Origin of the sequence: Paenibacillus pini JCM 16418 (assembly GCF_000576305.1) — a bacterium.
Lineage (GTDB): Bacteria > Bacillota > Bacilli > Paenibacillales > Paenibacillaceae > Paenibacillus_AQ > Paenibacillus_AQ pini.
Window position 1 is genome coordinate 134,064 of the sequence record NZ_BAVZ01000003.1, and the last position, 15,960, is coordinate 150,023.

Annotated in this window: 13 protein-coding genes and 1 pseudogene; 12 read left to right on the forward strand and 2 right to left on the reverse strand. The window is 36.6% G+C overall.

The window, feature by feature from the left end:
- Window positions 1-508: 508 nt before the first annotated feature.
- Complete coding sequence (locus JCM16418_RS05980) at window positions 509-1,852, reverse strand: FAD-binding oxidoreductase (protein ID WP_036646973.1); 1,344 nt, start codon at window positions 1,850-1,852, stop codon at window positions 509-511.
- Window positions 1,853-2,293: 441 nt separating this feature from the next.
- Between JCM16418_RS05980 and JCM16418_RS05985 the strand changes: the two genes are divergently transcribed.
- On the forward strand, window positions 2,294-2,890 hold the full coding sequence (locus JCM16418_RS05985; protein ID WP_036647163.1) for an ankyrin repeat domain-containing protein: 597 nt from the start codon (window positions 2,294-2,296) through the stop codon (window positions 2,888-2,890).
- 571 nt (window positions 2,891-3,461) lie between these two features.
- Here JCM16418_RS05985 and JCM16418_RS05990 read toward each other — a convergent pair.
- Entirely contained in the window at window positions 3,462-4,088 is a 627-nt protein-coding gene (locus JCM16418_RS05990) for a nitroreductase family protein (RefSeq protein WP_036646974.1), read from the reverse strand.
- A 123-nt stretch (window positions 4,089-4,211) separates the two neighbouring features.
- Between JCM16418_RS05990 and JCM16418_RS05995 the strand changes: the two genes are divergently transcribed.
- From JCM16418_RS05995 to JCM16418_RS06045, 11 genes and pseudogenes are all read left to right on the forward strand, one after another.
- Window positions 4,212-4,562, forward strand: coding sequence for a winged helix-turn-helix transcriptional regulator (locus tag JCM16418_RS05995; protein ID WP_036646975.1), 351 nt, complete (start codon window positions 4,212-4,214; stop codon window positions 4,560-4,562).
- A gap of 390 nt (window positions 4,563-4,952) precedes the next feature.
- Window positions 4,953-6,251, forward strand: a complete 1,299-nt coding sequence (locus JCM16418_RS06000; RefSeq protein WP_052020077.1) for a polysaccharide deacetylase family protein — start codon at window positions 4,953-4,955, stop codon at window positions 6,249-6,251.
- The gene (locus tag JCM16418_RS24890) at window positions 6,244-6,387 is read left to right on the forward strand and encodes a hypothetical protein (protein ID WP_156327211.1); all 144 of its coding nucleotides are present in this window, start codon (window positions 6,244-6,246) and stop codon (window positions 6,385-6,387) included. Before JCM16418_RS06000 ends, JCM16418_RS24890 begins: the two co-directional genes overlap by 8 nt.
- Before the next feature lie 282 nt (window positions 6,388-6,669).
- A pseudogene (locus JCM16418_RS26830) lies at window positions 6,670-7,543 on the forward strand (LCP family protein).
- A 614-nt stretch (window positions 7,544-8,157) separates the two neighbouring features.
- Window positions 8,158-8,571, forward strand: a complete 414-nt coding sequence (locus JCM16418_RS06015; protein ID WP_036646976.1) for a carbohydrate-binding protein — start codon at window positions 8,158-8,160, stop codon at window positions 8,569-8,571.
- A 420-nt stretch (window positions 8,572-8,991) separates the two neighbouring features.
- Window positions 8,992-9,492: a hypothetical protein gene (locus tag JCM16418_RS06020; RefSeq protein WP_036646977.1), complete on the forward strand. Its 501-nt coding sequence runs from the start codon at window positions 8,992-8,994 to the stop codon at window positions 9,490-9,492.
- A 510-nt stretch (window positions 9,493-10,002) separates the two neighbouring features.
- Window positions 10,003-10,248: a hypothetical protein gene (locus tag JCM16418_RS06025; RefSeq protein ID WP_036646978.1), complete on the forward strand. Its 246-nt coding sequence runs from the start codon at window positions 10,003-10,005 to the stop codon at window positions 10,246-10,248.
- A 188-nt stretch (window positions 10,249-10,436) separates the two neighbouring features.
- Window positions 10,437-11,303, forward strand: coding sequence for a hypothetical protein (locus JCM16418_RS06030; protein ID WP_036646979.1), 867 nt, complete (start codon window positions 10,437-10,439; stop codon window positions 11,301-11,303).
- A 56-nt stretch (window positions 11,304-11,359) separates the two neighbouring features.
- Complete coding sequence (locus tag JCM16418_RS06035) at window positions 11,360-11,821, forward strand: GNAT family N-acetyltransferase (RefSeq protein ID WP_036646980.1); 462 nt, start codon at window positions 11,360-11,362, stop codon at window positions 11,819-11,821.
- A gap of 875 nt (window positions 11,822-12,696) precedes the next feature.
- Window positions 12,697-13,209 carry a hypothetical protein gene (locus tag JCM16418_RS06040; protein WP_036646981.1) on the forward strand — a complete coding sequence of 171 codons (513 nt, stop codon included), beginning with the start codon at window positions 12,697-12,699 and terminating at the stop codon, window positions 13,207-13,209.
- Window positions 13,210-13,271: 62 nt separating this feature from the next.
- On the forward strand, window positions 13,272-15,512 hold the full coding sequence (locus JCM16418_RS06045) for a DUF7402 domain-containing protein (RefSeq protein ID WP_158442409.1): 2,241 nt from the start codon (window positions 13,272-13,274) through the stop codon (window positions 15,510-15,512).
- The last annotated feature ends 448 nt before the right edge of the window (window positions 15,513-15,960 follow it).

The window sequence follows — 15,960 nt, forward strand, 5'->3', positions numbered from 1 at the left end:
TGATGGTAACGATAGTATGTTTTATTATAATGTACAAGCTTATTGGTATAAACCCAAAAGTTAATAAGACTGCCGCAAGTATTTTCGCCTTATTACTTACAGGTGTTTTCACTTATGAATGGGTAAATAACATAATAAACAATATGTTTATGCCTATGCCATAATTTAGCTTTTCCACTAACGGGTAACGATAGTTTAATGATTTTCTTAAGTGGGTTGCCTTGGCAACTTGCTTTTTTATTGAAGGCAGGAGTTTCGGTAATCGGTACAGATTCTTGTCATATATCAAAAGTAGTGCAGTATAGTTTAACGGAGAATAATGATTCCTCCGACAACAAATCTGCCTACATAACTTATTGTAGGAAGTTATGTCATAGAAAAATGCACAAATGTCCCTACATGAAGCCAGAATCAGAGATCCTGGCTTCTATTTTACAACTTAACTAGGCTTTTCTACATCATTAAAGCTCATTGAAGTCCTTATAATGTCCCCTTTATTAGATCTCTTTTACGCCGGTGGAATACTCTGAGGATTATTAAACACATTATTAGGATCATACTTAGCTTTTACTCTACGCAGCCTAGGGTAGTTCTTACCATAATAAACAGGCCCAGAACATTTAATACCTTGGTCTGGTACGTTGATATAGGAGCCTACGATAAATGGATTCAACTTCTTACGGGTATTTCGAGTTAAAGCAATATTCTTAGCTGCATGAGAGGGCTTAACCCATGAGCTGTTCCATTCGATATAAAATTGAGCTTTGCGCCAGTAAAATGCGGTGGCTTTAGGTGCGATACGTTTTATGGCACCACCCCAGTTAAGGAAATAGAATCCGGCGGGAGTCCCTTCCTCAGCTTTTTCTAGAAACTCGCGCATAATTTTAAACGCTTTATTCGGGAATGGACGTCTGCCAAAGCCGCTTGAAAACTGATTGCTGAACTTTTGGGTAAGCACTGGATCTGGGGCTAACAGAAACTTAGTGGCTTCAATGTATGGCAGCAACCGGATGTCTTTTTTAGTAGGAGTTCCAACACTAAGAATAGGTTCTAATTGACGTAAGGCTTCCGTCTTAGATCCTAGATACAGTCCCAACATGCTGACATTTCCGCCTTTTTTGGGACCTACACTTAATTCGCTGCCTAACTTGGTGCTGGCGTTAGGAGCCCATTTTTGCCATTTCTTTACGACTTTTTCGAACTGCTCCCATGGCCAAGTAATGCTGAATACGGTAGCTTTGGCTGGAGCGCGTAGTACTTTAAATTTATATTTGGTGTATACGCCAAAGTTGCCGCCACCGCCGCCGCGGGAAGCCCAAAGGAGATCGGAGTTGCGGTTTTTATTTGCCCGGATTACTCTTCCCTTAGCGTCAACCATTTCCAGTTCAATTAGATTATCGCTAATGAGCCCAGTCGTCCTCTGGAGCGGACCAATTCCCCCACCAAGTGTAATTCCTCCGATACCAACCGTAGGGCTGTCACCAAACGGAGCGATAAATCCTTGACGTGCCAGCGTATCTACAATTCTTCCTACCCGATTACCTGTCCCAACCTCAACAGTCCTGCTTTTTTTATTCAATTTGATTTGTTTCATTTCACTAACGTCGATGACAATGCCTCCATTGACCTGTGAAAGGTTAGGCTCTAATGAGTGTCTTCCGCTTCTTGGACGAATAGGTACGTTATTTATGCGGGCCCATCGTATAGCGTTTGCTACATCTTTCGTTCTTTGAGCAAAAACAAACACTTTAGGAAATCTGTCAGTATGCGGATCCCAATTTTTCCGAGCTACTTCATACCCCGGATCTCCCTTAAATATCACTCGCCCAGTAAGCTTTGTTATTGAATTCACGTGGCCAACTCCCTATGCTTAAATGGTACATATCTACAAATTAGGCAGATACCATATATCGTATGAATGGCATAACTGATAGGTATGGGCTACTGCTGATAAGTTCTCAAAAAATCCGATATAGATTTATCGTAAGTAGAAGATTCGTTTTAGGAGAAATCTAGAGATTAATGGGTCTCTTTTTTATAGGTAATTAAAACATTATTAGTCAAAAAAAAGATTCTGATAATTCCTTATATCGAAAAAGTAAGTGAAACTTATTTAATGAATATTTTTCATATTCTTGTCATCATGTTAGCATGTATGCATGGAGGATCTAAACAAATGTATCGTCTTTTCATCATTATTGGTGTCGTTTTGCTTACAGCTTGTCATGCTATTTCGGATTCCTCGCAGCGTATGATTAAAGAAACGCAATCTCAGGAGAAAAAGGTGGAAACGATGAACGAAAAACTGATAAAGTCGGCGCAACAAGGCGACACTGAAAAAGTTTTGATATTTCTCCAAGGTGGAGCTGATATTAACGCGATCGATGAACGCGGAAGAACGGCAGTTATGGCCGCGACCTATAACCATCATACCAATACCGTTAAGGCATTGATCGAACAAGGTGCCGATGTTGATAAACGCGACCATAATTTAAATAATGTTCTTTTGTATGCCGGAGCTGAAGGAATGATAGATATTCTAAGGCTGGCTATTGATGCAGGAGCGAATACGAAACTGACAAATCGGTATGGCGGTACGGCATTAATACCTGCCTCGGAGCGCGGGCATGTTGATGTTGTCCAAGAACTGCTTAGTGAATCAGATACTGACGTTAACCATATTAATAATTTGCATTGGACAGCCTTGCTGGAAGCCATCATTTTAGGAGACGGCGGCGAAAAGCATAGACAAATCATAGAGCTGTTGCTCCAACATGGAGCCGATGTGCAAATCGCCGATGGGGATGGTGTTACACCATTACAGCACGCACATATACGAGGATATATTGAAATAGAAAGCATGTTAAAAGCAGCAGGGGCGACCGATTAAGCTACTTCGTCTTTCGGAACATGACCTGAAATGAAAAAGCGAACGGAAAAGTCCGTTCGCTTTTTCCATTCGAGGATTTTGCTACATTTCAATCTCAGACGTGTGTATAAGGTGTCTACAATTGGAAGAGACTGCTCAAGCATTCTCGTGTATTCAAGGTGGAAGGGCCAAAGAAAAGATGGTTATTAAAATAAAGAAATCCCTATTTTATTAGTTAACGTGTGCGAAAATGTAGGTATTCGTGAGAGAGCGTTCTAAAAAGAACGTTTTTTTTGCATCTTAATAATCATTTTTGTTTAAGGATAAAAATGTAGTTAACGTATAATGTAAATATCCCACAGAAATAACGGAGAACTATATTTTATAAAAATTTATGTATTAAGAATACGCAGGTTGCAGGGGGAAATTTAAATTATGCAGGAACCCGATAAAATTTATAACACTGCGGTAGAAGCCACACTTGAAGTAATTGGAGGCAAGTGGAAGCATAAATCGCAATAACCATAGCGAGGTTCATAGTTACTTGTAAGTAACATTTGGGTAATCAGGGTTTTATTTTTAGGACATTGAGTTACAGTATCTGGTTTTTATAAATCACCTTGTTCACATTATGTCTTACTGTTTTATGACCTGCTGTAGTACCTTTACCGATAGCTATAAGCAAAACGTCTAAATACCTTTCAGAAATATTTAAAGCTTCTTTTAATTGTTTAGAATCATAACCTGACATCGTAATAGTTTCAAATCCTGCTTCATTTGCTAATAAGATTAAAGACATTGAGGCAAGACTTACATCTCTAATTAATTCTAGTTTTAAATCTTCGTGTGATTTGTTTGCATAGTAATTTATTGCAGCATTCGCTAGGTAGTCTCTTAATGTTGTATTAAAATAACCTGCTTGAAATCCTTCCTCATGTATCTTAATGATATTATCTTTATCAAAAGCTTGATAGTCACCTAGCATAACAATTAAAGTTGAAGCTTCTTTCACTTGATTTTGATTAAAAGCTATAGGTAATAATAATTGCCGTACATTTGGATCATCAATAATTAAGTATCGAGTTGCTTGAATATTGTTCCCATTAGGTGACTTACTCGCACTTTCAATTAAGGATACTATAATTTCTGGACTGATTGTATAACTTGGATCATAATGTCTTACTGAACGTCTTTTTTCTAAAAGATTTTTTATACTCATGATATACACTCCAAAGGTTTTATTTGTTGCTCCTCTCATTATAGTAAGCAATAATTAATAAAGAAATAACGCACAATAATGTGGCATAGCCACTTTTAAGTACCTATTGGGGAGGAGAAGAGCATGGTTAGTCATAATACTGGCATTAATATTTTCATGAATATTGCAGGCGGGAAATGGAAGTGTTTAATCCTCTTTTTCTTGAGCCAAGATTCAGTTAGGACAAAAGATTTTTACGTATTCATACCGGGTATTACACAAAAAGTCTTAACAGATCAACTGAAGCAGTTAGAAAAAGATGGGCTTGTTCGAAGAGAGGTATTTAAAGAAGTACCACCAAAAGTAGAATATAGTTTAACGGAATTGGGGGAGTCATTTATACCAGTATTACACTCAATGTGTGAGTGGGGTTATCAGTATGCGACTGTGAGAAAAATAGATAGAGATGAACAAATTTATTGTAATCATGAATAGATATGTAGTTAAAAAATGAGAAAACTCGTTCTATTTCTGCACGCTTCGCTTGACAGTTTTGTAGAAGGGCCGGACGGTTAGATGACCATTAATGATAACTTTCTCTTCTTAATATAATAAATGCATCACAAACAAAAGGAAAAGAGCGAAATATGATTCCGCTCTTTTCCTTTTGTTTGTTTAGTACGCCTTGAAATACATAAGAAAGTTTAAATGTACTGGTTATCATGTTAATGAATCTTTCTACAAATTTCAAAAATTTGGTAAGAACTTTTTGAGCACTCTCTATCGTCTTGCCTAGGCACAACTATTCAAGGAGGTTAGAGATTAATCATAAGGCAACAACATGTATGGAGCTTATGTCTAGAAAAAAATAAAGGATGATTTCAAATGAATCGAAGAAAGAAAACATGGTGGCCCTTCTGGTTGGTAGGTTTTATCATACTGACTGGTGTAATTGTAGTCATTAACCTTATGATGCAAAATGTTGCATCTGGAAATCAGAGTACTTCTGAGAACGTTGACGTATCACCCAGTGCATACCCTGGATTTAACATTGAAACAAGAACTAACGATACGAAGAACTATATATTGTCCATTAGTAGTGTCATCGCCAACAGCAAAGAGATTAATGCGCCTATTCAAAAGTGGATTAATGATCAGGAAAGGGACTTCTTAGTCCAAGTCAAAGATAGTGCAAACACGATTAAAAACGATCGTCGTGCTGAATTAAATATTACATTAGAAACGAATAAAAACAATGACCATTTATATAGCTTAGTGTTTACTTCCTATCAAATTACAGGAGGGGCTAATGGACAATCGGTTATTAAAACTTTTAATATCGACACAGCTAAAAATAAAATACTGAATTTGTCAGATTTCATGACGGTTGATAAAGAAGCTGTAGCCCATATTATCCCAATTGTTCAAGAAGAATTAAAAAAACAGAAAACGGTCCATCCATATATTTTTGAAGAAGACCTGCAAAAATCTCTTCAAAATCCAGCAGCGTGGAACTGGTCTATTGGAAAGGGAGTATTCACTTTATATTTTAATAAATATGAGATTGCTGCTGGTGCTGCAGGAACAGTCCAAGTAAACATTCCACTAGACTCCTTACAGTCCTATATGAAAAAGGATCTCCACCTTACATGGAATAATGCTACTACGAATAACAATGAATCGAAAGTTAAGAAACCCAAAATACATCCGCTTGATCCTAAAGGTAAATATGTTGCCCTTACCTTTGATGATGGACCTCACCCAAAGGTGACACCTAGAGTTCTACGGACTTTAAAGGAATTTAATATCAAGGCCACCTTCTTTATGCTAGGCGTACAAGTCGAGTATTATCCTGATGTGGCCAAAAAGGTTGCTGAGGCAGGCCATGAGATCGGAAATCACTCCAAGAGTCATCCGAATTTGGCGAAAATGAGCATGAGCGAAATTCGCAAACAAATTATAAAATCTTCGGATCAAATCGAAGCTGCAACCGGGGAAAAACCTACCCTTTTCCGCCCGCCATATGGCGCTATAAACGATGCAATTAAAAAGATTACAAAAGAACAGAAAACGCCTATTATTTTATGGTCTGTAGATTCGTTGGATTGGAAAAGTCGTAATGCTCAAGCAGTAAATGCTGAGGACGAAACACATCAGACCAGGCTCGATTGTACTTATGCATGATATTCACAAGTCAACAGCAGATGCTTTGCCTCAATTGCTTAAAACATTGAAGAAACAAGGCTACCAATTTGTAACGGTTTCCCAATTGCTCTCTTTGAATGAATCCACAGGAGATGGTCCTTATTTTAATAGATAATTTGATTTACATTCTTAAAAAGGCACAAACCTTCAATTTTAAAGGTTGTGCCTTTTTAAGAATGACATCTCTTTATTCCGCATCCGTATTGAAGGTGGAGTAAAGATCATTTTAACGCTGATTACAGTGGAAACAACTAAGTACGCTTTATTTTAAAGACAAAAAGGAATGAAACACATGAAGAGAAAGAAATTATTTATTGTTACTGCTGTACTTATACTGGTTGGTACTCTAGGCTATCTATTTCGTGAACAAATAGCATTAGAAGCATTTGATGTATTTATGTCAGATTCAGTTGAACGTTCCCTAGAAAAGACTTATAAACCGCTAAAGGGTGATTCAAATTCCGAACCTTTTCTTCGAAGTGACCCCTTCAATATCGTTCTGCTTGGGAGTGACCAACGAAAGAATGAACATGCTCGCTCAGACTCCATGATATTGGCTGTAGTAAGGCCCAAAGAATCGAAGGTTTTACTCATTTCGGTACCCCGTGACACTTATGTGAATATTATCGGCAAAGGAAAAAAGGATAAGATTACGCATGCCTTTGCTTTTGGAGGGCACGAAATGGCTAAGAAAACGATGGAAGCATTTCTTGATGAAAAAATTAAATACTATGCTTCTATTAATTTTAATGGCTTAAAAAATCTCGTAGATGCTATGGTGGGGTAGAGCTGCCAATTAGTAAAGATATTATAAATAAAGGTAAAGAACATGAGAAATTCACTGTAAAAGCAAACAAACCAATCTATTCCGGTCAAGAAGCACTTAACTTTGTACGTTACCGAGAGGATAGTGACTTCGATCGGACAAAACGCCAACAGGTTTTCCTAAATGCATCAGCGAAAAGATTGTTGCAAATAGGTCAATCGGGAAGGTGTATGAGTTGATCGATATTATGGGCGATAATTTCCAAACCAATATGCAGCCTAAAATGATGATTGATCTGGCGAAACAATTGTTACTTCGCGGAAACCCGGATATGACAAGCTTTACGATTATGGGTGAAGGTATGCGGTTGAAAGGAATATATTACTATCAGGCTAACGAAGAGGATGTTAAGCTAGCACAGAAAATGATTGATAACTGGATGAATCCAAATACTCCCAAAAATCAGCTTTTGAAGCCAGAAAAGTCTAACAAATGGGTACAATAAAACGCGGAGGCACTATTATTTTATAAGGTTGTCATCCGTGACGGAAAAAGGGCCAGCGGAGATATATTGAAGAAGATAGTAGAGCTCGAGTTGGTTGAAAAAATGTGGGAGCAATTTACTAATTTAGGGCAGTATGAATCCAATATTATTGACACAACCAATCAATCCATCAAACAAAGTGTTTTAAAAATAAAAGCCGAGATAGAGAAAAAAACTTTTTTACTCACTATTAGTTTATAAGATGGAACAGTTCAATTGTTACTGCATTTTTCAAAGAAAAATCAAATTATAAAACAGATTTAAAGGGATTCACAAGTTTTTTAACGAAAACCATTGTAAATATGGATGACGGACAGCAGATTACACACTACAGCTATGAAGGATGCGAGGGAACAAATTATACGTACATGTATTAACGTGAGTGGCTCACTCATTGTCTTTCAATGTGAGGGGCGGTACTGGACCTAATGTTGGTTTAGCGGAAATGAATTTGATATTGCACCTCCGCTTCCTCCACCAAAACCGAGTCCAAACAACACAATAGTAGCTCCAACCGCAAGCCCAGTTGCTGCTAATGCTGTAGATATGAAGCTGAGAACACATCTGGTTCTGGTTTGGGAGCTATAGTAAGAAATGATAGCGCTTCGAATGGATTTAATGTTATTTTAAATAATGGACAATTCAATAATATTAATTTAACGACCGCGGTAGCTTCAGGTTCTGATATCACGATCAGTTATGCAAACGGATCAGGTCAGTCCAAGCAAGCAACTTTATATGTAAATGGATTATCGACAAAATTATACTTTAATTCGACAGGTGCATGGTGGAATTATATTTCATATACCATAAATCTTAAACAATGGTATGGTGTCAATAAATTAACAAATATTAATAGTGTGAAAATCCAGGTAGATAATGACGACCTGCAACTGAATGGCACTTATAATTACTCTGGGGAAGTGAACCTGGATTACATTGATATCCAAACAAATAACGTCTTGCTTAATCTGTATAGGATTAATTAGTATCGTTAATAACAAAAGAACCGTTGCCCCATCTATTATGGTGCAACGGTTCTTTTATAACAATTTACTTTAGGCTCAGCCATCCGGGTCAATATATAAAGCAACTAGCTAGCTTTTAATGTAGAGATAACAAAGCTCAATAGTTAAGGGAGACTGGTGTCCATTGATATATAAGTGCATACATAATCGTTATTTTACACAAAATTACCTACATTAATCGCAGATAGTAATTTACGAAGAAATACATTCATGTTTAAGCTAAGTTTAAATGCAGCTGGCTTAATCAAATAACGATATCAAGACTGTAATGAATCACTGAATTTTAATGAATGCAGGGTATCGGGCATGTGAAAGGATTTGTAACCTATCTGATCGCCCAGATAGGTTTACTTTAAATCTCATTTAAAGGAGTGGTGGACTATGTTAATTAGAGTCATTGTTCTTCTGACTTTATGTAGTGTGCTTCTTATATCTTGTTCGAATTCTAAGGAGACAACAGAGAGCCGATCGTTACAATACCCAACATTAGTAAATGTATCTCTCTTTCGGAGTGACTCGATAAAGCCGCAGCCGGAGCTTGTAGATGTTATATCGGATAATGCTAAATTGCTGGAAACGGAGACTAAAGAGATACAAAATATTGACCCTAATGCAAATATTCCTACGGCAGAACAGATAGATTCTATTTATTATCTCCAGTTTTCATACGAAAGAGAGGGGGTCACCGAGAGATCGGAAGATTATGTGTATGTTAGTGATATGGATGGTAACTATTTCATTAAAAAATTTAAAATGGTGCCCCAATATTCTCTCGACAAATATAATGCAAGTGAAAAAAAGTTGCTGTTACAAAATATCGGATATAACGATTGGAAGCCTCTTACTTCACCTTTATTAAATATTCTAAGCCCAGCGAGGTAAATCAAAGGCTGGTCACAGGGGCATTCCCCGCTAAAGGGCAGGATTGTTCAATCAATTCGCGAATAATTGACTAGTGGAAAAAATATACATGTGCTGTTTGTACAAAAAGCTTAATAAAATTTTCTCAAATCAGATTCAATAAGGAGGAAGTAGATGAACGCAACCATCATCGAAAAGCCGTCCATGACATTAATTAGTTTAGCGGCTAACACGTAACTATCTATGATGTGCAACAGAATCGGACAACGCTTAATCTGTCGGCGAATTTCGTGGAAAGAAGAGCGGAAGTCAAAAGTTGCATTAACGAAAGACGTTACGGATATTTGCTTTCCTGTTCGCAAGAAATAATGGCATTTCGCAAAGTTGGATTAAGCTAGCTGAGAACATTGGCTTAATATTATGACGCAGCTGCCGGCATAATTGGCAGCCGTGTTAAATGGATCGTTTTATGGATCGTTTTATAGTGAACTAATCTTCATTTATCTTAATAGGAAAAGAGGTTTTAAATCAATGAATAGCAATATTATTTGGGGGATCGTATTATTAGCGCTGAGTTTGTTTCTTAAGCCGTTATTGGCGATTGCGGGGCTGAATGAAAGTTTGTTCGCACTGCACTGGCAAGGTGAAACTGTGTTTTCATTGAGTCCATTTTTAGTTCGGATTATTCTAGCATTAATTGGGATTATCATGCTTATCATCGGCGGTATGCGAGTTGCAAGAATAAGTAGTAGAAATGATGGGGAGCACAACAATTGATCTTACTGGCTAGGTCATTACGTTAACGGGATACGATAGTTGAATAACACATATTGTTGAGCAGGCTACCGCGGCCTGCTTATTTAATTGAACTAACGGTTAGTAATGTTAAATAAATCAAATCTATACCTATCAACCAGAGAGTATGTGTTATAAAATTAATGGGGTGATTTCGGGAGGTAGTAAACATGAAATTAGGAATAGATGTTAACGAGATTATTAAAGAACTTTGTGAAAAAGGTGTAGTTGATTGCACCTCTAAGGTTCTTAATAAGATGAATGGAACTACAGAAGGACTAGTATATACTCTTACAGTTGACGATGATCCAAAATACGTGTTGAAGCTCGATAGCTCAGAAAATATATTTTTAGTCGAACAATTGCATCAAGCTTATAAAAATAGCACACTATTACCTAAGCTTCTCTATACCGATCCTGCTAAAAAGTTCATTGTATATTTTTATACCACTGGTACAACGCATTTTAATCGTGGTACAAAAATAAACTGGTTGACTCTTTTAATCAAAGAACTTCTGAATCATTACGAAATCTATCAGCAAACTGATAAGTGGGGCTTCTGGTTAAATGATCCGTGTCAAACTTGGCGTGACTTCATTGATCGGGGTGTGGAATACGCCCGAATTAATGTGGGTAACCTTTTACCAGTTGAGGATTATCATCAAGTGAAATCATTTGTTAGGAACATATCGACGGGTGAAGGACATGAAAGATTTTTGCTTCACGGTGATTGCGGTGTTCATAATTTCGTGTATGATCAAAACGCATTAAAAGGAGTTATCGATCCTTCACCTATTGTTGGACCTGTACTATATGATTTTATTTATGCTTTTTGCTCCTCTCCTGACGATTTGAACCTAGAAACTTTGATTTCAACATTCACTTTGCTTAATCATGAGTCTATTGAGAAATCAAGACTTATCGAAGAAGTAATCATTCAGCTTTATTGTCGCATAGGTATCTGTTTAAAACACCATCCACATGATTTAGCCGATTATTTAAAGGCTTGGAACTACTGGAAAGTTCTTATCCCATAATTAACAGAGTTTGAATAGAGGTATATAGAAAAACCAAATATAAGGGTGGAATATATTTGAATATCCAGTTAAAAGACATTACTGCGGAAAATTTTAATGAGTGTGTTTCGTTAAAGTCATACGATACAAAAGAAAGGCTGTTATTCGAAGAACATGTTGCATCAAACGCATTTTCTTTGGCTCAAGCTAAGGTAGAAGTGGAATGGTTGCCAAAAGCTATTTATTATAATGAGACAATGGTTGGCTTCGCAATGTATGGTTTAGATAAAAAACAGGGATTTTATTTTATTACTAGGCTTATGATTGACTACAAGCATCAAGGTAAAGGAATTGGAAAACAAGCAATGTTGAAAATTATAGAAGTCATGAAGGGATTTCCTTGTAAAGAGATATATACGAGTTTCGTTTCTTCAAATGAAGGGGCAAAAAAATTGTATACCAGTCTTGGTTTTGAGTATACGGGCGGCGTTACTAATGAAGGTGAACCGCTTTATTGTTTGAGATTCGAGAAAGGTTAACATGCGACCAATAAAAGTAGGGACTTTAATTTTACTAGCACTAACCAATGGCGATGCAAGGAAGTAATTGTAAGATGACAAGAATATAGTCCGATTAATATCCGCGTAGATCGCGGTTTTTTTGTTTTATCGGAACAGATTCTTGTCATTGCGTATTGACAAGAATCTGTTCCGATTGCTGATAGAATTATTATGGATCACTTCATAAACAATTATATAGGTATGTCGGATGATAAAAAATTAGACGTAGATGGGTATGGAAACTGATTCAAAATGCATCAGACTGTACACCTAATGATAAGAAAATAGATAAAAAAATAAGCTCTAATCATTAAGTACCTCAGTAGGCAAATCATGTGTCTTATCCATCTTTTGAGTTTTAAATAGTAATATGATGATCAAAAATACTTGTGGTATTGCATTTGAAATATGTCCGATTTAACTATAAGGAGTTACATAAAAAAAATATATATAACACATTTAATCTATGATAATATAATTATAAAAATTGTAATTATTACCTTTTTTATGCTTTTAAACATACAGTATGAAGGCCAATAAATCACTAGATTACGCTTAGTTTGAATAGTTAATTTTACATCGCTTTTTCCGTCTAAAAATAATCTATCGACTAAGTGTTTTTACCAATCATTTAAGTTATAGACATTTAACTGAAGGAGAGGGGGGTGTTTTTATCATAGTAGAACAGAACTATAAAAACTAAGTAAATTCCAAAGTTGCCCTTAAGTTAAGGTTCAGACTCTGGGGAAAAGGAATCTAAAAGAAGGGGAGATAATTTATTGAAAATATTACTTGTTTCATCATGAAAGAAGAGAAAATTTGACCAATTGACTAATTCAAAGGAGGAGTTGCTTTTGAAAAAAATAATACGTAACTTATTAGCTTGTGTTCTTTCATTATCCATTTTATTTGGTGGTAGTCCAAATAGTGCTAAAGCAAACGTAGAAATGGCTGGAACGGCCTTAGATATTGGCTTAACCGGACTAGGATTATTAGCTAATGTATTGGATACATTTTTTCCTTTAATAAAGGATGCCATTAATGAGTTATCCATAAATAGTGGTGATTATAGAGAAAATTATTCATATGTAGCACCAGATTTTAGATTAAATTATTTTTATATAAGTGCATATGATGGAATCAGCCCTAAAAATTCAGGATTAACTTGGCGGATAAAGACATATGCTGCAGATAATCCAAGTAATCCAACTGAAACGATATTAAAAAGTGGCCAACAATATTCAGTCAGAACGGACTCACCAAGAACGAATATGATTTTTGAATTTTATAACGGAAATGAATCATCACCATTTGAAAGATTTTATTTACCTTATACGAAGAGGAATCAGTCTATGGAATTGCTTTAGGCAGTAACAAAAAAACGTATTATCTACAAAAAGAAACAAATAGGGTGATGAACAATTTTGTAATGGAAGAAATATCCGACCGTACATTTTCAGAAAATCAAGAAGCCTATTACAACAACATGTCTGCTGCAGACAAAACAAAATATGATCCTATTATCTGGCAAAAATCAAAGCAATCCTCTAAAGAATATATGAGCGATCCTAATTATGTGAACAATGAAAGTATATTAGCTCTACTGAATGATTGGAAAAATAACATATATATTGAAGGTGAAGATTACATTAATTACTTCGACCCTATTGATAATTATGCTAGGATTGTAGAAGAAAAATTGTCAACCGAGTTATGGATTCCAAATGGAGGATATGCTACCTACAGAGTTAATATTCCGAATGATGGTTACTATGCTGTTAATTACAGATACGTACGAGTTGCGAACAATGCTACCGTTGAACTCTCTGATCTTTATACTGGTGAAGTCCATGATACTGCAGTTTTTGAAAAATTGTGGAATGGAGATGCAGCAACAGGTGGTTTAGCTACGAGTGGAAATAATAGGATTTGGTTAACCAAAGGAACGCATAATCTAAAATTGAAACTTACACAGTACGGTGCTTATTTAGATTATATACGCTTGGAACCTATTAATGAAGCTAGTGTACTTAGTATTAGTGCGTCATCAGAATATAGTGCGCAGTTTGGAAAAGATAAGATAGTCGATGGAATAACGAATGGGACTGGTGAATGGGCATCAAAAGGTGAAAAGAATCCATGGATACAATTAAATTGGACACTCCCAAAAACATTTAATCAGGTTACGTTGTATGATCGTCCGAATCTGGAGGATTGGGCTAAAGGCGGTACGCTTTATTTCAGTGATGGAACAAATTTAACTATACCAGAAGGAACTATCCCCAATAACGGAAGTGCCTACACACTTGTATTTCCTAATAAAACAATAAATTGGGCTAAATTTCAAGTAGCGGGCGGTGTTGGGCCTAACGTAGGTTTGGCGGAAATTAAGTTTGATTTGAAAATTGATAATCCGCCTCCTACGCCAATACCAGGTTTGGAACCAATTAAGGTGTCATCAGAATACGATTCTACGCAATATGGAAGAAACAATGTAGTCGATGGAATAATGGGTCAATCGAATGGAGAGTGGGCATCGAAAGGTGAGAAAAACCCATCGATACAATTTAATTGGTCTGCCCCAAAAACTTTTAATAGTATTACGTTGTATGATCGCTCGAATCTAGATGATTGGGCTAAGGGTGGTACACTTTACTTTAGTGATGGAACGAATGTGAAAATTTCAGCTGGCAATATCCCCAATAACGGAAGCGCGTATACTCACGATTTTCCAAAGAAAACGGTAGTATGGGCTGAATTCCAGGTGGAGGGTGGTGTAGGAACTAACGTAGGTTTGGCAGAAGTGAAGTTTGAATTGAAACCAGAAAATCCGTCACCTCCTACGCCAATTAGCCAACACTTGGTGCCATCAACTGTTAGTGTGTCATCAGAAAAGGATACTACTCAATATGGAAAACAAAATCTAATCGATGGAAGATGGTATACTTTTAATACTGGAGAATGGGCAGGGAATGGTGAAAAAAATCCATGGGTACTATATAACTGGGACTATCTACAACAGATGAATACGGTTATGTTGTATGATCGCTCGGATCTAGATAATTGGGCTAAAGGTGGGACACTTTATTTTAGTGATGGAACGAATATTAAGATTCCTGAAGGCACAATTCCCAATGATGGCAGAGCATATACGCTCCAATTTCCAACTAAAACAGTATACTATGTGAATTTCGTTGTGGAAGGCGGAACTGGACCTAACGTTGGATTGGCAGAAATGAGGTTTTATAATGCCTCAAATATTGCGCGTGATGGGTCAGTGACCGTGTTAAAGTCATCGCAACTTTACGATGGTAATCCCTTATACGCTGCTGAAAATGTAATAGATGGAAAAAAACAAGATGGCGTAAAAGGCGTGTGGGTATCCAATAAGGAGCTGAATCCGTGGATACAACTGAATTGGTCTGGAACATCAAGGATGATCAATCAAGTTGTCTTGTACGATTTACCAGACACAACTATGAACGTTAATGGAGGCCGACTTCTCTTTAGTGATGGCAGTTCCTTAGAAGTAGTTGGTATTCCCAAAAATGGGGAACCGAAAAGGATTCTGTTTACTTCTAAAACCGTGAAGTGGGTAAGATTTGAAGTAAGTGGCGGTGAAAGTGATGTAGTTGGCTTAGCGGAATTTGAAGTGTACTTGATACAATAGGATAAATGATGAACTATAGTCACTAGGTGTTAAATATAGAGCCAGAGTCAGAATTTAGTGCGTCATCTGCTAGGTATTAGGTTTAGCCGCTGGTTCCAATCAGCGGCTTTTTTTAATTACAGAGTATCATCCTAATCTGCTATACTCACTGGATTAGGATGGGGCGATGACTCGCCCCTAATCTAAAGGTCATATTGATGTGATGTAGCTTAAGTCATTCAATCAGGGGGAACCTTTATATTGTATGAAGGAATGAATGGGGCGATAAAGAGAAGAACACGCATCATAACGGCAATGTCTAATGACACAAATGTGACCCCATTACGATAAGCACTAAAGCCTGATTCTTTAGGCCTTTTCTATTTTATGTGGTTTGATTTTTGTCATTGAAAAATGCACAAATGTGACCCCATTGTAGGATTTTGACACAAAATTGGGTACATTGTGG